Here is a 19,346-nt window from a genome sequence, read left to right as displayed (position 1 = left end):
TGAGCTAGGCTTTTCCATTTTCTTCGTGCCTAGCGGGTGCCCCCACGAGAACGAAAGCCGCGATCGAAATTACCCCCAAAATAGCCAGCGCGGTCCACAGCTGTGGGGACTGCCCCCCATTGCCTGCCACGGTGATGGCGGAGGTTGCCCACTGCATGGGAAAGAGGTGCACGAGCGCACTCATCGCGGCGTTGAGATCGGTTCCCGTCGAGGCCGCTTTCCACGCCCATCCCACGACGCCCACCTGGGCTACGCCGAGCACGCTGCCCAGGCCCCAACCAGCGAGCCCCAGTCCGCGCACGAGTGCGTACACAATGCTTGCCGACGCCACCCCGGCCCCCGCCGCCGCGAGCCCCGCCCACGCCACGGCCGCGGCGGTTCCACCGGTAGCAAGAAGTGCCACGAGCAGGCCCACCACAACTCCGATCAGCACCGCGCCGCCCAGCAGCGCGAGGATACGACGCTCCACGCGCGTCAGCAGCGCTCCGATAACCCCGCCGCCCAAGACGGCGATAGCCGCGAGGAGCATGGCCACGATGGGGCTGAGCAGCTGGGCAGGCGCGTTATCGCCCTCAGCTGGTCCAGCTACGGTGGGCAAGGCACGCTGCGCACCCTGCACCTTGGACCGGTTCTGCTGAGCCATGCCGTCTACCTTCTCTGCGCCGGCAACGAGCTTGTCCACACCTTGCAAGGCCTCATCGACCTTGGAGTTGAGCTCGCCAATACCGGCATTGAGCTGCTTTGCGCCCTCCGTGGCTTGGTAGACGCCATCGTGGTAGGCGTAGCCGCTCACGGCCAGCTGGTTGGAGAGCTCGCGCGAGCCATCCTTCAGCTGCGTCAGTTGATCCTGAATGGACTGGTCAAACTGGAAGTTCTCCACTTGGCTGCGCAGATCACCGAGCTGCGAGCGGATATTCTTCGCCTCCGCCGAGTGGTTTCCTTCCAAGTCCTTGAGGGTGCCATCGATGGCCTGCAGGATCTGTCCGCGGACCACGCCTAGGCCGATGACTTGGTCGACGGCGCCGCCGACGCCGTCGGCCAGCTCGGTAGCACCGTTGCCCAGCTGGGCGGTGCCGGATTGCAACTGGACGAGACCGTCGTACAGCTCCTGCGAGCCGCCGGCCAGTTTGTCCACTCCGCCGCCCAGTTCACCGGCGCCATCCTTCAGCTCACCGGTGCCGTCAGCAAGCTGCTGCGCACCGCTCGCCAGGAATCCCGCCTGGGCGTTGGCTTCGCTGAGGGCACGGGCGACGTCGTAAAGCTCAGCGGGATCGATGGTGCCATCGCTGGGCGCACCCGCCTGCTCCTGGGACCAGGCTTCGGCTGGCTGCCACTCGGACACGGTGGCAACGACCGCGCCGATAACAAGCGGCACGATGAGCACGAGGGCGAGAAGGAGTGCGCGGGTGCCAACCGTCCGGTTAGCGTCAGCAGGAGTAGCTAGGCGTGAGGTCATGTAAAAGAAACTATCGCCCACGCTGGGCAAAAGCGGTCAGGCGCGCGGAAAAGCCCCGCCCGGAATGAACCCGGCGGGGCTTCTAAGGTGACGGATTAACTCATGTGGGTGACGGATTAACGCCCCTGCATTAATCCCTACTTCTTCTCAGCGAAGAGCTCGCGCACGCGCTTGCCCAGCTGCGGGGAGACTGCATCCCAGTAGGCGTAGACGCGCTCCTCGGTCTCCGGGGACACACCGGCCATAGCGTTGGTGATGTTGTCCGCCAGGCGCTCCTTGGCGTCGTCATCGTAGACGTTCTCGTACAGGTCGGTGGCCTGGACGGTGTCATTGTCCTCAGCGTGGTGGATATAAGGCGCACGCACCAGGTCGATGCCTGCCGGGTCCGGGTTCACGTAGAGATCCGGAGCGGTGGTGGTCTCCTGCTCCTTGAAGCGCAGGTTCTCATCGCCATCCAGGTAGCCGCCGCCCTTAGCGTGACGGTTCGGGGAGTAGACCGGATCCTCCGGGGCGTTGAACAGGTACTGCATCGGACCCTCGTGCTCATAGGTGTTGACCTGGTTGAGCGGCTGGTTCACCGGCAGCTGCTTGTAGTTCGGTCCGATACGGTAGCGCTGCTGGTCGGAGTACGCGAAGACGCGTGCCTGCAGCATCTTGTCCGGAGACAGCCCAATGCCCGGGACAATGTTGGACGGATCCAGGGCAACCTGCTCAATCTGCGCGAAGAAGTTGCGCGGGTTGCGGTTGAGTACGAAGTATCCGACATCGACCAGCGGGTAATCCTTCTTGGACCAGGTCTTGGTGAGGTCGAAGGGGTTGAAGCGGTACTCTTCAGCCTCCGCCACCGGCATGATCTGGACCTTGACGTCCCAGACCGGGAAGTTGCCTTCCTCGATGGCGTTGTAGAGGTCCTCGCGGTGGTAGTCCGCATTCTTGCCGGCCATCTCCGTGGCTTCCGCGTCGGTGAAGTTCTCCACGCCCTGGCGGGTCTTGAAGTGGTACTTCACCCAGAAGGCATCGCCGGACTCGTTGACCCACTGGAAGGTGTGGGAGCCGTAGCCGTTCTGGTGGCGGGTGGTCTTCGGGGTACCGCGGTCACCCATAAGGTAGGTCACCTGGTGGGTGGTCTCCGGGTTGCGGGTCCAGAAATCCCACTGCATGTCAGCATCACGCAGGCCGTTGGCACCCAGACGCTTCTGGGAGTGGATAAAGTCCGGGAACTTAATGCCGTCACGAATGAAGAAGACCGGGGTGTTATTACCCACGATGTCGTAGTTGCCGTCCTCGGTGTAGAAGCGCAGCGCGAAGCCGTGGACGTCACGCCAGGTATCCGGGGAGCCCTGCTCGCCGGCAACGGTGGAGAAACGGCCCATCATCGGGGTCACGGTGCCCTTCTGGAAGAGCTTGGCCTTGGTGTAAGCAGAGACGTCCTCGGTAACGTGCAGCTCACCAAAGGCGCCGTGACCTTTAGCGTGCGGGGTGCGCTCCGGCACGCGCTCGCGGTTGAAGTGCGCGAGCTTCTCAATCAGGTGGATGTCATTAAGCACCACCGGGCCGTTCTGGCCAACGGTGATGCTGGTGTTTTCAGTAGCAATTGGCTGACCGGAGGGGCGGGTTGTGTTCGGGCCGCCCGGGGCGCGCTGGCCCTTGTCGAGAACCTTGTCTGCCGCGGACTCATTCGAAGCGTTAGTCATGGGGTTAATGCCTCCTAGATCGGTTGATAATTTGCTTTACATTATCAATCACGGACCTTTCATAGCCTACCCATAAAAAATGACCTGCGCAACAGTTTTTGGCGTTGCCAGAGTTCACGGCCTTAAGCCCGAGGCACCCAAGTCCTGCCTCCCCCGACTGGTAAGTTATGGGAGGTGAAACGACACTCCGAGCGCGACGATGCGCGCGTCACCGACCTCGCTCTCAAGGCAGGCCGTGGCGATCGCGCAGCCCTCACGGAGTTCATTAAGTCCACCCAAGATGATGTCTGGCGCCTGCTCGCCCACCTTGGCGGCCCCGATATCGCGGACGATCTCACCCAGGAGACCTACCTGCGCGTCATCGGCGCACTCCCCCGCTTCGCTGCACGCTCCTCAGCGCGCACGTGGCTACTTTCGCTTGCGCGCCGCGTGTGGGTGGACAACATCCGCCACGACATGGCCCGCCCGCGCAAGTCCGCCACCGAGTACGAGGATGCCGCTGCCCTCGCAGCAACTCCCGAAAACGCCGGAACGTGGAGCGAGTGGATCGACGCCCGCGCGCTTATCGACGCCCTCCCAGAAGACCGCCGCGAAGCCCTCATCCTGACTCAAGTGCTGGGCTATACCTACGAGGAGGCCGCGAAGATCGCCGGGGTTCGTGTTGGCACTATCCGCTCCCGCGTGGCCCGGGCCCGCAAGGACTTAATCAACCAACGCGGCTAATCGTTATCGAGCCGTTACAAATCGGCTTGGCCGGCCATAGAACCTGCATCTACATGCGCCAAACGGCAAATTCTGACACCCCCGCCACTGCCTATCCTTAAGGAAACCGCAGCCCCAGCTGGAAAACACCGATAGACGGCGCCTAATCTTTTCCGAGGCACACGTGATAAATCGATAGTCGAACCGGGCCCGCGAGGCTTTCCCAATTGCCCGCACCACACCTTGGGTAGTGATGGCATTCCCCCGGCGCGTGTGAGATTGAGAGACCTCTTTACCTTATGTGGAAACGCGCAGTGGCCATTTCCATGGCCTTCATCGGCGTCGTCGTCGGCGCCGGCTTTGCCTCCGGCCAGGAAGCACTCCAGTACTTCGTGGCTTTCGGAAACATGGGCCTGTGGGGCGTACTCCTCGCCTCCGCCCTCATGATTATTACTGGTGTAGCAATTCTGCAGCTTGGCTCCTACTTCCAGGCCGATGAGCACACGGCAGTGTACGACAACATTAGTGGGCCCATCGTCTCCCGGATCCTGGACTGGGGCACACTGGCCACGTTGTTCTCCATCGGCTTCGTCATGTTCGCCGGTGGTGGTTCCACCATCAGCCAGCAATTCGAGGGTGTGCCCATCTGGGTGGGCGGCGCTATCATGCTCGTGCTCGTCCTGCTGGTAGGCCTCCTCGATGTGGATAAGGTCAGTAACGTCATCGGCGCGATTACGCCGTTCATCATTATCTTCGTGGTTCTGGCCACCGGCTACACCATCATCGTGACCGACGTGGATTGGTCCCAAGCCAATGAGTTTGCTGTCAACAACGTCGAGAGTCCGCTCAGCAACTGGTGGCTGGCTGCGCTGAACTACACCGGCCTCAACGTCATGTGCGCGGTCTCGATGTCCATCGTGATCGGCGGCAACATCCTGGATAACCGCGCCGTCGGTGTTGGCGGCCTCATCGGTGGCTTCTTCTACCTGCTTCTGCTCGCTCTCCTCGTGGTTTCCCTCTACATGGTGGCGCCGGAAGTCTACAAGCAGGACCTGCCGGTGCTGACGCTGATCAACCACGTGAACCCGGCTCTGGGTTACTTCATGACCTTCATCATCTACGGCATGGTCTTCAACACCGCTATCGGCATGTTCTACGCCATGGGCAAGCGCCTGACCCGCAAGAAGCCGAAGCTCTTCTACCCCGTCTACGCGGGCGCCTGTGTCGTGGGCTTCATCCTCTCCTTCATTGGCTTCAAGCAGCTGGTTTCCAGCGTTTACCCGATTCTGGGCTGGATTGGCCTGCTCATGATTGCCGTCATGGTCATCACCTGGATTACCCAGCGCGACAAGATCACCTCCGAGTCTGACCGCCGCGTGCGCGCCCGCACCTTGGTTAAGCGCCGCCTTGACCCGCGCGAGCACTTCACCAAGAAGAACGAGCGCGAGCTGCGCAAGCTGGCAGCGGCCTCCAACATGGAAACTGAAGAGTTCGTCTCGACCGTTGCCGATGAGATCCACGAGGAGCTCGAGGCCGACGATGAGATTGAATACGACCGTGAGGATCCGGAACCCTCTGTGACCTTCGTGGAGCACACGAAGCCCGAGGTGCCGAAGGACTAGCCCTTCCGCACACCCCCTTTCCCATTACTCACAAAAAGTCCGCCCCCAGAGTGATATCTGGGGGCGGACTTTTCTTATTTATGCGGGTTCTAAAACTCGCTGCAGCTTTGCTTTAGACCAGCAGCTCCGCAATCTGAATGGTGTTGAGCGCGGCGCCCTTGCGCAGGTTATCGCCGGAGACTACGAAGACAAGGCCCTTGTTGTCCTCGACCGCCTGGTCCTGGCGGATGCGACCGACCAAGGAGAGGTCGATGCCGGCTGCCGCCAGCGGGGTCGGCACATCGACGACCTTGACGCCCGGTGCGGACGACAGCACCTCGCGGGCCTGTTCCGGGGTAATCGGCTTCTCAAACTCCGCGTGCACCACCATGGTGTGGCCGGTGAACACCGGGATGCGCACGCACGTACCGGAGACCTTGAGCTCCGGGATGCCCAGGATCTTGCGGGACTCGTTGCGCAGCTTTTGCTCCTCGTCGGTTTCTTCCGTGCCATCATCGACGAGGTTGCCGGCCAGCGGCAGCGCGTTGTACGCAATCGGGGCGACGTAGGGGCCCAGATCCTCCTCGGAGACCTCGAGCGCCGAGCCATCGTGGACGAGCTCAACGTTGCGGTCGCCGATGGACGCTACTTGCTTAACCAGGGTTTCCACGCCTGCCAGGCCTGAGCCGGAAACGGCCTGGTAGGAGGCGACGCGCATGGTGGTGAGACCGGCGGCGTCGTGAAGCGCCTTCGTGACCGGCATTATCGCCATGGTCGTGCAGTTCGGGTTCGCGATGATGCCCTTCGGGGTGTTGCTCTTCTCCTCCGGGTTTACCTCCGAGACGATGAGCGGCACGTCCGGGTCCTTGCGCCATGCAGAGGAGTTATCCACCACGATGGCGCCGGCCTCGGCGAAGAGCGGCGCATACTGCTTGGAGGTGGAACCGCCGGCGGAGAACACGGCGACGTCAATCCCAGCGAGGCTTTCTACGGTCTGCTCTGCCAGGTCTTCCACGACGATCTTCTCCTCGCGGAAGGTGAGCTCCTGTCCCGCCGAGCGCGCGGAGGCGAAGAAGCGGACCGTCTCGGCCGGGAAGTTGCGCTCCTCCAAGAGGGTGCGCATCACGCGGCCGACCTGGCCGGTGGCGCCTACTACTGCAACAGTGGTCATGACCTTTACTCCTTAAGTTTTAGCGTCCGGTACCAGCATAAACGGTGGCCTCTTCCTCGCCACCCAGCTGGAACTTCTCATGCAAAGCAATGGCTGCCTTATCGAGGTCCGCCTCGCGCGTCAGCACGGAAATGCGGATCTCAGAGGTGGAGATGAGCTCCATGTTGACCCCTGCGTCACGCAATGCCTCCGTGAAGTCCGCGGTGACACCGGGGTGGGACTTCATGCCGGCACCGACCAGGGAAACCTTGCCCACTTGGTCGTCGTAAAGCACGTTGCTCCAGTGGCCGTCTTCCTTGAGCTTGGCCAGAATCTCCATTGCCTTCGGTCCATCCGAGCGCGGGCAGGTGAAGGTGATGTCGGTCGTGCCGGACTCCAGGGAGGAGACGTTCTGAAGGACCATGTCGATGTTGATCTCGGCATCTGCAATAGCGCGGAACACCTTGGCGGCCTCGCCCGGGCGGTCCGGGATTCCCAGGACGGTGACCTTGGCCTCGGAGCGGTCGGTTGCGATGCCGGTTAGTACTGCTTCTTCCACGGGGATATCCTCCATTGAACCGGCGATGAGCGTGCCGGGGTCGTTTGAATAAGACGAGCGAACTCGAAGGGGAACGTTGAACGCGCGGGCGTATTCGACGCTGCGCAGGACCAGAATCTTAGACCCCACGGCGGCCAACTCCAGCATCTCCTCGAAGGAGAGCTGCTCGAGCTTCTGGGCGTTGTGAACGATGCGGGGATCAGCGGTGTAGACGCCGTCGACATCGGAGTAAATCTCACACACATCGGCCTTGAGCGCTGCCGCCAGCGCCACCGCGGTGGTGTCCGATCCGCCACGGCCGAGGGTGGTGACGTCGCGCGATTCCTTGTTGACGCCTTGGAAACCCGCGACGATGCAGATTTTGCCTGCATCCAGCGCCTCGGTCAGGCGGCCCGGGGTGACGTCGACAATGCGGGCGTTACCATGACGCTCAGTGGTGAGCACGCCAGCTTGGGAGCCGGTAAAAGACTGAGCCTGCGCACCGAGGGACTCCACTGCCATGGCAACGAGCGCATTGGAGATGCGCTCGCCGGCGGTCAGCAGCATGTCCATCTCGCGCTGCGGCGGGACGGGGTTGACCTGGGCGGCGAGGTCTAGGAGCTCATCGGTGGTATCCCCCATGGCGGAGCACACGACAACCACGTCGTTGCCCTGTTTCTTCGTCGCCACAATGCGCTCCGCCACCGCGCGAATGCGCTCTGCGCTTTCGAGGGAGGATCCCCCGTATTTCTGTACGACTAGGGCCACTGACGGTCCCACCTTTCCTGTTTGTGAGGGCCATTACCTGTTCACCGCCCAATACCTATAGACCGGCAGTCAACTCCTTTAGACTACCGCCCTTTGGCTACCATCGAAACACGTGCTGGATATTAATTCCAGGTAAGGTGGAAACGATGCTTTCAAACCTGGTTGCCGTTGCTTTCGCACTGGCCTCGGCACTAGTCGTGGCCTGGGGCACTGTCATACGCCACCGCATCGTGTTGGACGCCAGCTCCAGGACCGTCATGCGCACCGCAATTCGCACTCCCCTGTGGTGGATTGGCACCGGAGCCGCCGTCGTTGCCTATGCCTTGCAGCTCATCGCACTCCACTTCGGCACGCTGCTCATCGTGCAGCCCATCCTCGTCCTGTCCCTGATGTTCACGCTGCCGCTCGCCGCGTGGTATTCCCGGCGGCCGATGCCGGCGCGGGAGGTCTTCTGGTGCCTAGCGCTGACCATCGCGGTGGGCATCATGGTGGTCTACGGGCGCCCCACCGCAGGCTTGACGACGCCCAGCTGGTCCCAGTGGTGGCCCGCCTTCGCCCTCGGCGCGCTGACACTCGCCGCACTCTTTGTGGCGGCCTATAACCGGCCGGAGGAATCCGCACTCGCGCTCGGCAGTGCCTGCGGCATCCTCTACGGCTACGTGGCGCTCGTAGCGAAAGCGGTGGTTGACGTCCTCTCCCACCAAGGCATCGCAGCATTGCTAGCGAGCTGGGAGCTGTACGTGCTCATCGGGCTGGCGGCTGCCGGCACGGTGATCCAGCAGTATTCCTTCCACGCCGGCGCTCTTGCGCATTCGCTTCCCGCGATGACCATCATGGAACCCATCGTGGCTTTCGGCCTGGGTTACTGGGTCCTGGGCGAGAAATTCCAGGTCGAGAGCATCGCGGGCTGGTGCGTGATGGGGGCTTCGCTCATCATCATGATCGCCGCCACGATCGTCCTGTCACGCATTCCGGTCAACCCGGGAAGCACGCGGCTCGCGGAACAAAGCCCGCACTAGATCGCCCACTCAAAGACCACCAGCATGTAGGCGGAGAACCACGCCGACCACAGGACCCATGCGCCACAGGCAGCCCACAGCATGCGTGGGCGCCACGCCGTGGCGGCGCGCACAACCCACGGCAGCACCAGAATGATCGCGGGCAGGAGAAGTCGCGGGCGCGAGTGCATGATGCCGTCGGAAAGCAGCACATTCGCACATAACGCAGCGCTAAACCACCAGGCGACCGGGTTAACCTTCCCCCAGGCCGCGATGAGCAACACGGGGGCACCGAGGATCACCAGCACGGTGAGCAAGTAGCCCACATCGTTGTTCTCCGTCAAGGTTTCCCACACGAACCGCACGGTGGCAACTCCCCCGTCGAAGGTGGAGTTCCAGTGTTCGGTTTGGATGCCGAAGTAGCCGCCAGCCTCCGCCAGGTAGCGCTGCGTCCACAGCAAGTAGCCCGGCAGCGGGAGCGACGCCACGATCAGGCTGAGCCACGCCTGCCAGGAACGCCGCCCGTAAAGGAGCACCCACAGGCCAAAAACTGCAAGGAAGTCCACGGAGGTCAGCCGGACAAAGGACAAGGCAATACCGAAAGCCGCGGCGCTCCACCAATCGCATTCATCCAGCGCCACGAGTCCCCACACCACAAGGGCCCCGAAGAGGGCTTCCGTATAGGGCATGGAAAACACAATGGACATCGGAGCGCTGCTGACCACGATGGCCGCGGCGCATTGCCCACGGCGCCCTGCCCCCAGGCGCTGCGCTAGGACCATGACTCCAGCAGCCATCACCGCGGTAAAAAGAGTATTCACAAGGAGGGCAGCTACCTCAAGGCTGATCCCGGTCCACCCCAGAACCCGCAACAGTATGGGGAAACCCGGAAAGAAAGCCATAGTGATTTCATGGACCGGCCCATCCGTATGGATGTCCGCATCGAAATAACCGACGCGCGCAATCTCCAGGTAGTACTTAGAGTCCCAGGCCGTGAGCTGATCCCACAGCTCCTGCTCGTTGACGGCTGCGATGCCGCTCAGCACAGCGATGCGCACTGCAGTGCCCACTACCGCGACCAGCACGGCCATGGGCAGCAGCGAAAGTACCCCTGGCGCGCCTTCAGGGGTCGGGGCGGCATCCGGTTCCTTGCCCGGCGCGGTCTTCTTCCCAGGTTCCGGAGCAGTCGTCATGGTGTTTTCTTCAGGCACGCAACACATCCTAGCCACCCGCGACCCCATCCCAGTATGTGAAACCAGTTGCCGCAGAGTGGGAAGCGTTGTATTGTGGCTCACATGACTTTGCGGCACACTCTTCTCCTTAGTAGCCGCGGCGGGATTTAGGTTTGTAACTCTACGGCCAGCGCCCCGTCGCGGAGCGTGGTGATGCCAACACACACCACAGCTGGCCGTCCCCACAATTCACTACATCGTTGCTCATCACAGCAACGCGGCGAAACAAACGCCTCAGGCCACACACAAGGAAGAGAACAAACACCATGTCCCCCAACGATTCTTTCATCTCCGCTCCCCGCGAAATCACCACCCCGGCCGGCCCGCGCAACGAGAACCAGCCCGCCTGGAATAAGCAGCGCGGCTCCTCGATGCCGGTCCACCGCTACCAGAGCTTCGCCCAGGAGGTCGAGCCCGTCACGCTGCCGGACCGCACGTGGCCGGATAAGAAGATTACTGTGGCCCCGCAGTGGTGTGCGGTGGATCTGCGCGATGGGAACCAGGCCCTGATTGATCCGATGTCCCCGCAGCGCAAGCACCGCATGTTCGACCTGCTGGTAGCCATGGGTTACAAGGAGATCGAAGTGGGCTTCCCCTCCGCTTCCCAAACGGACTTCGACTTTGTCCGCGAGATCATTGAGGGCAATAAGATCCCCGAAGACGTCACCATCCAGGTCTTGGTCCAGGCCCGCGAGCACCTGATTCGGCGTACCTTCGAGGCGTGCCAGGGCGCGAAGAACGTCATCGTGCACTTCTACAACTCCACCTCGAAGCTGCAACGCCGCGTGGTCTTCCGCAAGGACCGCCCAGCCATTAAGAAACTGGCGACGGACGCCGCGGAGCTCATCAAGAGCATTGCCAAGGATTACCCGGATACCAATTGGCGCTGGGAGTACTCGCCGGAATCCTTCACGGGAACCGAGCTGGACTTCGCCGTCGAGGTCTGCGATGCCGTCGTCGACATCATGGAGGCCACCCCGGACAACCCCATGATCATCAACCTGCCGTCCACGGTGGAGATGATTAGCCCGAACGTGTACGCCGACCAGATCGAGTGGATGCACCGCAACTTTGCCAAGCGTGACTCCATCATCCTGTCACTGCACCCCCATAACGATCGCGGCGAAGGCATTGCCGCCGCCGAGCTGGGCTACATGGCCGGCGCAGATCGCATCGAAGGCTGCCTGTTCGGCAACGGTGAGCGAACCGGCAACGTAGACATCGTCACGCTGGGTCTGAATATGCTCACCCAGGGCGTGGACCCGCAGATCGATTTCTCCGATCTGCCCAAGATCCGCGAGACGGTGGAGTACTGCAACCAGCTGCGTGTACCGGAGCGCCACCCCTACGGCGGCGAGCTGGTGTTCACGGCCTTCTCCGGCTCCCACCAGGATGCCATCAACAAGGGCCTGGATGCCCTGGCCCAGGAGGTACGCCCCGGCGCCAACAACACCGAGGTGTCGTGGGAGGAACTGCAGGAAACCACCTGGGAAGTTCCCTACCTGCCCATCGACCCGAAGGATGTCGGCCGCGATTACCAGGCGGTCATCCGCGTCAACTCGCAGTCCGGCAAGGGCGGCGTAGCCTACATCATGAAGACCGACCATGGCATCAACATGCCGCGTGCCATGCAGGCGGAGTTCTCCTCCGTCGTGCAGGCGGTGACCGACGCCGAAGGTGGCGAGGTCAACTCCAAGAACATGTGGGACATCTTCGCCAACGAATTCCTGGAGCGCACCTCCCCGCTAGAGCTGGTCTCCTTCCAGGTGGACAACTCCACCACAGAGGGCGAGGACGCCAAGGTAACCGCGACCATCGTCTTCAACGGTGAGAAGCGCGTTGTCTCCGGCATCGGCAATGGCCCCATCGCCGCGTACGCCAATGCGCTGGAGGACGTCGGAATTGATTTCGAGGTCATCGACTACTCCCAGCAATCCCGCACTGCTGGCGACGACGCCGAGGCCGCCTGCTACATCGCCGCCGAGGTTAACGGCGCCCAGGTATGGGGCGCGGGCATCGCTGGCTCGACGACGCGCGCATCCATCAACGCGATTACGTCCGCAGTCAACCGCGCAGACTAAGCCAGGCAAAGCCAGGCTTAACAACAGTGCAGCTAGGGAGGAGCACGTTCCTCCCTAGCTTCCAGCATCCGAGCTTTAAGCTATGCGCAAAAATTCCTGGTCACCATATCCCGCTGAATGCGCTTTCTTGTAGGCCAGAACTCAGAGCGATATAGTTAAGCAGCGTAACTGCACTGCAATAAAGATTTTTCAAACATTTCGTGCGGCTAGTCAGAGCTTCAGTCTGGGCTTCGGCATTCCCAATGCTCACGGCGAACCCGCCCGGCCGTATGCATCCGACGTGGTCCACTCAGCGAAGGCGAGCAATATGACGGTCACTAACTATGTGGTTCCCCACCACGGGTTTGGCACACCGCGTCGCCTGACGGTTGACACCGTAAACCCAGAGATGTTCCTGCAGCTGCTATCGCTAGCTGAAAGCAGTCATCTCCCCGTCACTTTGAGTGGACATTCAAGTACAGGATTTCGCGTCCATCACGGCGAAGACATCGTGGGCGTGATCCCCGCCTCCCAAGCTGCCGATTACTCGGAGCTGGACTGGATCATTGACGCGGGGCTGACCCCACAAGCCACCGCAGAAATCGCACTCCGCGAGGATGCGGCGGAAGAAACCATTCCTGCTTTCGAGGTCCTCCTCCCAGAGCCTGGCCTGTGCGTGCCGCTCAATATTCCCCCGGCTCAGCGGTGGGGCATGCTCAGTGGCCAGCGCGCTTTGCACATCACCGAGTTTGCGGTCCCAGCCAGTTCCCTACCGACGCACCCTGCGCACCTCCTTGTGCGTTTGACCAATAACCGGCACTTTTTCCGACGCTCCATCGAGGTTCACCTTGATGACGAACTCGTCGCCACGATTCCGCGGGAGCGGGCTCCCTGGCTGAGCGATACCATCGCAGGATTCAATCACGAGGGCCTCATCGCAGTCGCCCGCGCATATTTCATATCGGATGGACAACCAACCCTCACCGTCTATTCCGAAGAAGGCACGCCGGAAAGCCACTTCGCCGTGGGAACCGCCGGAATCATCGCTGCCGCCGCGGGCGCAGCGGCCGTGAAGGTCGCCAACACTGGCAAGGCCCACGCAGCCAGCCTTCCAGCCGGCGGATTTGAGGCGACCGGCGCAGCGAAGACCGCCGGTACTGCTGCCACGCAGAGTGCACAAGCCCTGTCCCTCAACTCTGCCGGGGCGGTTGCCGTGACCGGAACAAAGATCGCTGCGGCTAGCACTGGGCTCAAGCTAGCTTGTGCTGCCGGCGTTGCCGTCGTAGTCGGCGGGGCTGCGAACTTCGTACCTTCCGGGAATTCTTCAGGTTCTTCCCACGATCACCGCGCTGAATCGGCTTTTGAGGAAAACCCCCTCGTTGTGTCCACTTCACACTCTGCCGATGCTGACGCCACTGAGGACAAGGCCTCCGACGTCGCGGACACTGCGGACATTGTGGCTGCAGACGCCCACCTCCCCGAGGAGCGGACTGATACAGACGTTGCGCAAGCGCTTAGCTCGACTGATTTTTCCGAGTCCACAGAGCCTACAGAACCAGCAGAACCCACGGAGCCCGCTGAACCCACGGAACGTACACCACTGCCCGCTGCCAAGGAGACTTCTACGCCACCGCACGCGGATCACCTGCCGCATACAGCACCGACATCAATACCTCGGACCACCGCTCCCACAGCGGAGGAGCTCGACGCTCCGGAGGATCGCCACACCGAGGCGTCCCCCGCTCCCAGTTCCAGCCCTAGGAGCACCGAAAACAGCACAGAATCAACCACTTCACATGAGGCCAGTCGCTCCGCAGAGCCGCCAACCACCACGCACCCGCTGAGCACTACTCCGCGGCCGCGCACGACGCCGCCGATCCACGTGCCCCGCCCCACCCCACAAACTCAGGCGACCCCGTCGCCGACTGTGGTGACGACTACGCCGAAGACACCGGCTGAACCCACGCCCTCCACGTCAAAGGCTGCTCCCACCACCACTCCGGTGGGCGCGGAGCGAACCGCGCCTCACGACGAACCAACTGGCCCGAGCACGCCGCCGGCCACCACCAAGCCGAAGCCAACTAGCAAGCCCAAGCCCACCACTCAGCCTCAGCCCACCAGAAAGCCCGAGCCGACTAAAGAGCCCGAGCCCAGCCGCGAGCCTGACCCCACTCCCGAGCAATCCGACCGCGGCGGCTGGGTCATCATCATCGACTTTGGCTAGTCCGCAGCGTGCTTACCTTCACCGCGACTCAGTGGATACAACCCCCCTCTCGTGTGCCCTTTCCAGCTTCCTCGCAGTTGGGTACTAAACTGTGAACAATGACTACGACACCCGGCCCCACCGAGCCTGCAGCGCAGCTCAGCGCTGCAGAGACGCCGGCCGCGGCGTCACCACACACCGGCGCCCCTAAGCCGGGCCCGCGCCCCCACCAGGCAGATAAGAAGCAGACCGATAGGGAGCACAAGGCCTCTGCCCGCGAGGAAGCTCTCGCCGCCTTTCCCTACGTGGCGCTGACCATCCAAACCACCGGAATCCACCCTTCGACCGGCCGCCTGCTCACCGTGGATGCGTTGACTCTCAACGCCGCTGGGGAGATCGGCCAGGAATTCCACGCCGTCATCAACCCAGGCGCAGACCCCGGACCGCGGCACCTCCACGGGTTAAGCGTCGAAGAAATCCAGGCTGGGCAGTCTTTCTCCATGCTGCTCAAGCCCCTGGACCGGCTCATTGATGGCCGCACGCTCATCGTCCACGACACCCCTTATACCTGGGGATTCATCGTCTCCGAAGCGCGCCGTGCGATGACCGCCGCTGCCCGCCAGAACCGCGCGCGCAATCGCAACCGGGGAAAGGGCCGACGCCGCCGCTTCAAGGTAGGACACGTCCCCACCCCAGTCGCCATCGTGGATACCCTCGCCACCGCCCGCCGCCAAAGCGTGTGGGGCACCGACATCCGCTTGGCGGCCGTCGCGCGTGACACCGGCCTTTCTGCACCCGACCCCACGGCCAGCGTCGAGCGTGCACAGAGAGCAGAAAAAGATACCTCCCGCAAAGCAACCCGCCTGCTCGTGGATCTCTACCGCGCGCAAAGCGCTGGCCCACTCAGCAGTGCAGCACCGGATGACCTGCGAGCGGATCGTTTTGGGCTCCAGCGCTCCCACGTCCGCGTCGACGCTGCTGAAGCACCCCGCCAGCATCACAACCCCGGTCCGTATGTGCCCGGCAAGGAGCTCATCCGCGGCATGGAGATCGTTGTCGCCCCGGAGATCACCGAGGATCCCGACACCATCATTGCCGCACTCGCCCGGGAAGAGCTCAACTACTCAGAAAAACTCACCCGGGAGACTTCCCTGGTGGTCTGCAATATCACCACGGACCTCGTGGGCAAGCCCATGCATGCCCACCGCAAGAACATTCCCCTGATGTCCGACACCGCTTTCCTCGCGGCCCTCGAGCGCATCGAGGAACCCACGGAACCCGAAGAGCAGTCCACATCTGGTGGGGCGGGCAACTCAGGGAGGCGCCAGGGCGAGGGACGCTCCGGTGGGCAGTCCAACCGCAACCGCTCCACGAACAAGAATCGCCGCCGCTCCCGCCGTAAATCTTCCGGTAATCATCAGCCCGCTAAACAAGGGCACAACGATAAGAAGAACCAGAACCCTTCAACCGAGGGTTCCGCAGGCGACAAGCCTGCTCACTCGGGCTCGGCTAATAACCAAGGTTCGCAGGGCTCTGGCAACAACAATCGAAACAAAGGCGGAAACCACGGGCGTAGGCGTCGCCGCCGCGGTGGGCGCGGCCGCCGCGGTAATGGCAACCAGCAGGGCCAACAAAACTCGGGACACAACCGCTCCCGCAACACCGATAACTAGCGTCCCCCGACTACCCTGGGGAACATGAATTTTAACTTCCGAAGCGCGTTCTCCTCCGCGCGCACTGCGGTTGCCACCACCGCTGCGACGCTGGCTACCACTGCCTCGCGCGCCACGGGCCGCGGCGCCGGCGGCATGATTGGCGGGCTCATCGCCAACGCCATCGACCCCACCATCATGCAGAACCTGGCCAAGCAGCGCCCAGCCATCCTGGTGACCGGAACCAACGGTAAGTCCACCACCACGCGCATGCTCGCCGCCGCTGTGCGCACCGAGCACTCCGTGGCCACCAATGATGGCGGCGACAACATGGACGCCGGAATCATCTCCGCGCTTCTAGCAGGCAAGGACGCGAGTCACTTAGTGCTGGAAGTGGACGAGCTCCACGTTCCCCACGTCGCGGATAACCTCAACCCCACCGCGCTGGTGTTGCTGAACCTCTCACGCGACCAGCTGGACCGCGTGGGCGAAATTAACAAGATCGAGCGGGCCCTGCGCGGCGCAGTCGAGGCCCACCCGGATATGCTCATCATCGCCAACTGCGATGACGTGCTTATGACCTCCGTGGCCTATGACGCGAAGAACGTCATCTGGGTTTCCGCTGGTGCCGGATGGATGGGTGAATCCGTCACCTGCCCGCGCACCGGAGGACACATCGTGCGCGAAGGCGAGGACTGGCACGCGGTCAAGCCGCTTGCCGACGGCCGCGAATTCCGCCGCCCCACCCCCACCTGGGCAGTGACGGAGGAAGGGCTGGCGAGCCCGGGGGGCGTCGACAAGCTCCAGCTGGCCCTGCCGGGGCAGGCCAACCGCGGCAATGCTGCCCAAGCCGTCGCCGCTGCGGTCGAAGCTTTCGGCGTGGATCGCCACAAGGCCATTGCCGCCGCGGAAAGCGTCGACGATGTAGCCGGGCGCTATTCCACCATCACGCTAGGAAACCGCACCATCCGCCTGCTGCTGGCTAAGAACCCGGCCGGCTGGCAGGAGGCGCTATCCATGGTGGACCGCGAGGCCGATGGCCTGGTCATCGCCACCAACGGCCATGTGGCCGACGGTATTGATATGTCCTGGCTGTGGGACGTGCGCTTCGAAGACTTCGACGATCTGCCAGTCAAGGCTGCGGGTGAGCGCGGCACCGACCTCGCAGTGCGTTTGGTCTACGCGGATATCTCGCACGAGCTCATCCCGGATCCCCTCACCGCCATTCAGTCCTGCCCGGAGGGCCGCATCGAGGTGCTGGCCAACTACACCGCCTTCCGTGATCTGAAGAAGGCCCTCACCGCCGCAGCAGCAAAGGAGCATTCGAATGACTAGCCTGCAGATTGGCCTCATCCTCCCCGATATCCTGGGCACCTACGGCGATGACGGTAACGCCCTGGTCCTGCGCCAGCGCGCCCGCATGCGCGGACTCGAGGCAGAGATCGTGCCCATCAAGCTGGGTGAGCCGGTGCCGGAGTCCCTCGACGTCTACACCCTGGGCGGCGGTGAGGACACCGCGCAGATCCTCGCCGCGGAGCACCTCATCGCCGATGGCGGCCTGACCCGTGCGGCGGCCGCTAAGCGTCCGATTCTGGCGATTTGCGCAGGCCTGCAGGTGCTCGGCGAATCCTTCCGCGCGTCCGGCCGCGTGGTGGATGGCGTGGGGCTTATCGACGCCACCACGGCCTCCATGGCCGAGCGCGCCATCGGCGAGGTAGCCACCGAACCCACCAAGGCCGGCATCACCGCTGAGCTCACCGAGCCGCTCACCGGTTTTGAGAACCACATGGGTGCAACCATCCTGGGGCCTGCCGCCCAGCCGCTGGGAACGCTCACGCGCGGAACCGGCAATGCGGATACCGCTGCCATCCTGGACCTCTCCGACAGGGCCGTCCAGCGCGGCGCCGAGGGCGCGGTGCAGGGCAGCGTCATCGCTACCTACATGCACGGTCCGGTCTTGGCGCGCAACCCGCAGCTGGCGGACCTGTTGCTGGCCAAGGCCATGGGAATCGCGCTCAGCGAACTCGAGCCCTTGGATATCCCGGCTATTGACCAGCTACGCACCGAGCGCTTTAACGCCTCGGAGCCGCCGCGCTCGCAGCGCTAGGAAGCACCGCGCTAGACCGTCAGGCGGCCGCTCAACGCACGCGAGAGCGTCAGCTCATCGACAAACTCAAGGTCGCCTCCCAGCGGCATGCCGGAGGCCAGGCGCGTGATCTTCAGTCCTGGGAAGTCCCGCAGCAAGCGCACGAGGTAGGCCGCGGTGGCCTCGCCTTCGGTGTTGGGATCGGTGGCGAGGATGACCTCGGTGATGTCCGGGGAATCGTCGTAAAGCGGCTCCTCCGGGGTGGAATCCGCAAGCTCTCGGTCCGGTAGTACGCCGCCGAGGCGCTGCAGCAGTTGCGAGATGTTGAGGTCCTTCGGCCCCACATTCGCCAGCGGGTCGAGCGCGCCACCCAGCACATGGTAGCGGCCGTCATATTCGCCGGTGCGCTCGATGACCTGGATGTCCTTGGGCTCTTCCACCACGCAGATGGTGGAGGCATCGCGCTGCGAATTGATGCAAATGCGGCAGACTTCTTCGCGGGAAATATTGCAGCAGATGCGGCAGAACGTCACGCCATCGCGTACTGCTCCCAGCGCCTTTTGGAGGCGGTCAATCTCCTCTGGGTCCTGATGCAACACGTGGAAGGCGATGCGTTGCGCTGACTTCGGGCCAATACCCGGCAGGCGCGAGAACTCATCGATGAGATCCTGCAATGGTCCTTCAAACACGCAATGCTCCCCTCACTCAACAACCCCTCAGACCTCGACGGCCGGGGACACAATAAAAGGCCGCGCTGCTCTCCACGAAGAGAGCAACAACGGCCTTTAAGTCTAACGCGCGGATTACTGGTTGCCGCCGAAGACATCCTGGAAGGACGGACCATCGTAGTTCTGCTGGGACTGGCCCATGCCCTGGGACAGCGGGCCAATCTTCTCCTGGGCCAGGCGGCCAGCAGCAGCGTGGGCCTCCTTGAAGGCACCAACGATGAGGTCCTGGAGGGTATCGATGTCCTCCGGGTCGACCACGGACTTATCGATGGTAACGTTCTGCAGCTCAGCGCCACCGGTCATAGTGACCTTCACCAGGCCGTTGCCGGCGGTGCCTTCAACGGTGGAGGCCAGGATCTCTTCCTGTGCCTTCTGCAGTTCTGCCTGGACGCGGGCTGCCTGCGCCAGGATCTCGTTCATGTCATTTGCCTGCTGCATCGGGTCGTTCTCAGTCATGCTAAAAATCCTTTCACACGAT

The 19,346-nt window shown here is 62.8% G+C and carries 14 protein-coding genes and 1 pseudogene; 8 read left to right on the top strand and 7 right to left on the bottom strand.

Annotated elements, in window-relative coordinates:
- Positions 1-4: 4 nt before the first annotated feature.
- On the bottom strand, positions 5-1,456 hold the full coding sequence (locus HMPREF2806_RS03965; protein WP_070516341.1) for a hypothetical protein: 1,452 nt from the start codon (positions 1,454-1,456) through the stop codon (positions 5-7).
- Between the two features lie 137 nt (positions 1,457-1,593).
- Positions 1,594-3,150 (bottom strand): catalase, encoded by a 1,557-nt coding sequence (locus tag HMPREF2806_RS03960; protein ID WP_046647896.1) that lies wholly within the window; start codon positions 3,148-3,150, stop codon positions 1,594-1,596.
- Positions 3,151-3,324: 174 nt separating this feature from the next.
- Between HMPREF2806_RS03960 and HMPREF2806_RS03955 the strand changes: the two genes are divergently transcribed.
- Positions 3,325-3,873: an RNA polymerase sigma factor gene (locus HMPREF2806_RS03955; RefSeq protein WP_046647897.1), complete on the top strand. Its 549-nt coding sequence runs from the start codon at positions 3,325-3,327 to the stop codon at positions 3,871-3,873.
- A gap of 278 nt (positions 3,874-4,151) precedes the next feature.
- Positions 4,152-5,474, top strand: coding sequence for a YkvI family membrane protein (locus HMPREF2806_RS03950; protein WP_046647898.1), 1,323 nt, complete (start codon positions 4,152-4,154; stop codon positions 5,472-5,474).
- Between the two features lie 112 nt (positions 5,475-5,586).
- Here HMPREF2806_RS03950 and HMPREF2806_RS03945 read toward each other — a convergent pair whose 3' ends face one another.
- Positions 5,587-6,624 carry an aspartate-semialdehyde dehydrogenase gene (locus HMPREF2806_RS03945; protein WP_049157831.1) on the bottom strand — a complete coding sequence of 346 codons (1,038 nt, stop codon included), beginning with the start codon at positions 6,622-6,624 and terminating at the stop codon, positions 5,587-5,589.
- 19 nt (positions 6,625-6,643) lie between these two features.
- Positions 6,644-7,909: an aspartate kinase gene (locus HMPREF2806_RS03940; protein ID WP_046648822.1), complete on the bottom strand. Its 1,266-nt coding sequence runs from the start codon at positions 7,907-7,909 to the stop codon at positions 6,644-6,646.
- Between the two features lie 146 nt (positions 7,910-8,055).
- On the opposite strand from HMPREF2806_RS03940, the gene HMPREF2806_RS03935 reads away from it, so the two are divergent.
- Positions 8,056-8,928: a DMT family transporter gene (locus HMPREF2806_RS03935; RefSeq protein ID WP_070516339.1), complete on the top strand. Its 873-nt coding sequence runs from the start codon at positions 8,056-8,058 to the stop codon at positions 8,926-8,928.
- Here HMPREF2806_RS03935 and HMPREF2806_RS03930 read toward each other — a convergent pair.
- Positions 8,925-10,127, bottom strand: coding sequence for a mannosyltransferase family protein (locus tag HMPREF2806_RS03930; protein WP_070516336.1), 1,203 nt, complete (start codon positions 10,125-10,127; stop codon positions 8,925-8,927). The two genes, HMPREF2806_RS03935 and HMPREF2806_RS03930, sit on opposite strands and share 4 nt — an antisense overlap.
- A gap of 278 nt (positions 10,128-10,405) precedes the next feature.
- On the opposite strand from HMPREF2806_RS03930, the gene leuA reads away from it, so the two are divergent.
- The 5 genes and pseudogenes from leuA to HMPREF2806_RS03905 all read left to right on the top strand — a co-directional run bounded on the left by leuA (position 10,406) and on the right by HMPREF2806_RS03905 (position 18,161).
- Positions 10,406-12,220, top strand: coding sequence for a 2-isopropylmalate synthase (leuA, locus tag HMPREF2806_RS03925; protein WP_049157825.1), 1,815 nt, complete (start codon positions 10,406-10,408; stop codon positions 12,218-12,220).
- 307 nt (positions 12,221-12,527) lie between these two features.
- Complete coding sequence (locus tag HMPREF2806_RS03920) at positions 12,528-14,423, top strand: hypothetical protein (protein WP_158013200.1); 1,896 nt, start codon at positions 12,528-12,530, stop codon at positions 14,421-14,423.
- Positions 14,424-14,521: 98 nt separating this feature from the next.
- Positions 14,522-15,688 (top strand): annotated as a pseudogene (locus tag HMPREF2806_RS03915) (DNA polymerase III subunit epsilon); the annotation flags it as partial.
- Positions 15,689-16,099: 411 nt separating this feature from the next.
- Positions 16,100-17,389 carry a Mur ligase family protein gene (locus tag HMPREF2806_RS03910; protein WP_049157821.1) on the top strand — a complete coding sequence of 430 codons (1,290 nt, stop codon included), beginning with the start codon at positions 16,100-16,102 and terminating at the stop codon, positions 17,387-17,389.
- Positions 17,382-18,161 carry a type 1 glutamine amidotransferase gene (locus tag HMPREF2806_RS03905; RefSeq protein WP_049157819.1) on the top strand — a complete coding sequence of 260 codons (780 nt, stop codon included), beginning with the start codon at positions 17,382-17,384 and terminating at the stop codon, positions 18,159-18,161. Before HMPREF2806_RS03910 ends, HMPREF2806_RS03905 begins: the two co-directional genes overlap by 8 nt.
- Positions 18,162-18,172: 11 nt before the next feature.
- Here the strand turns inward: HMPREF2806_RS03905 and recR are convergent, their stop codons facing one another.
- Together recR and HMPREF2806_RS03895 are read right to left on the bottom strand one after the other, a co-directional pair.
- Entirely contained in the window at positions 18,173-18,829 is a 657-nt protein-coding gene (recR, locus tag HMPREF2806_RS03900) for a recombination mediator RecR (RefSeq protein ID WP_010190001.1), read from the bottom strand.
- A 114-nt stretch (positions 18,830-18,943) separates the two neighbouring features.
- Positions 18,944-19,324 carry a YbaB/EbfC family nucleoid-associated protein gene (locus HMPREF2806_RS03895; protein WP_046648833.1) on the bottom strand — a complete coding sequence of 127 codons (381 nt, stop codon included), beginning with the start codon at positions 19,322-19,324 and terminating at the stop codon, positions 18,944-18,946.
- Positions 19,325-19,346 lie beyond the last annotated feature (22 nt).

Source organism: Corynebacterium sp. HMSC076G08 (genome assembly GCF_001811515.1).
GTDB classification, from domain to species: domain Bacteria; phylum Actinomycetota; class Actinomycetes; order Mycobacteriales; family Mycobacteriaceae; genus Corynebacterium; species Corynebacterium hiratae.
Note: the sequence above shows the minus strand (reverse complement) of the source record. Positions and strands in the feature narration are given on the sequence as shown.

What these genes read in the sequence shown, in the direction of transcription:
- leuA (WP_049157825.1), top strand. Translation starts at nt 10,406, where the DNA reads ATGTCCCCCAACGATTCTTTCATCTCCGCTCCCCGCGAAATCACCACC.
- HMPREF2806_RS03920 (WP_158013200.1), top strand. Translation starts at nt 12,528, where the DNA reads ATGACGGTCACTAACTATGTGGTTCCCCACCACGGGTTTGGCACACCG.
- HMPREF2806_RS03905 (WP_049157819.1), top strand. Translation starts at nt 17,382, where the DNA reads ATGACTAGCCTGCAGATTGGCCTCATCCTCCCCGATATCCTGGGCACC.
- HMPREF2806_RS03945 (WP_049157831.1), bottom strand. Translation starts at nt 6,624, where the DNA reads ATGACCACTGTTGCAGTAGTAGGCGCCACCGGCCAGGTCGGCCGCGTG.
- HMPREF2806_RS03965 (WP_070516341.1), bottom strand. Translation starts at nt 1,456, where the DNA reads ATGACCTCACGCCTAGCTACTCCTGCTGACGCTAACCGGACGGTTGGC.
- HMPREF2806_RS03935 (WP_070516339.1), top strand. Translation starts at nt 8,056, where the DNA reads ATGCTTTCAAACCTGGTTGCCGTTGCTTTCGCACTGGCCTCGGCACTA.
- HMPREF2806_RS03895 (WP_046648833.1), bottom strand. Translation starts at nt 19,324, where the DNA reads ATGACTGAGAACGACCCGATGCAGCAGGCAAATGACATGAACGAGATC.
- HMPREF2806_RS03960 (WP_046647896.1), bottom strand. Translation starts at nt 3,150, where the DNA reads ATGACTAACGCTTCGAATGAGTCCGCGGCAGACAAGGTTCTCGACAAG.
- HMPREF2806_RS03910 (WP_049157821.1), top strand. Translation starts at nt 16,100, where the DNA reads ATGAATTTTAACTTCCGAAGCGCGTTCTCCTCCGCGCGCACTGCGGTT.
- HMPREF2806_RS03950 (WP_046647898.1), top strand. Translation starts at nt 4,152, where the DNA reads ATGTGGAAACGCGCAGTGGCCATTTCCATGGCCTTCATCGGCGTCGTC.
- HMPREF2806_RS03930 (WP_070516336.1), bottom strand. Translation starts at nt 10,127, where the DNA reads ATGTGTTGCGTGCCTGAAGAAAACACCATGACGACTGCTCCGGAACCT.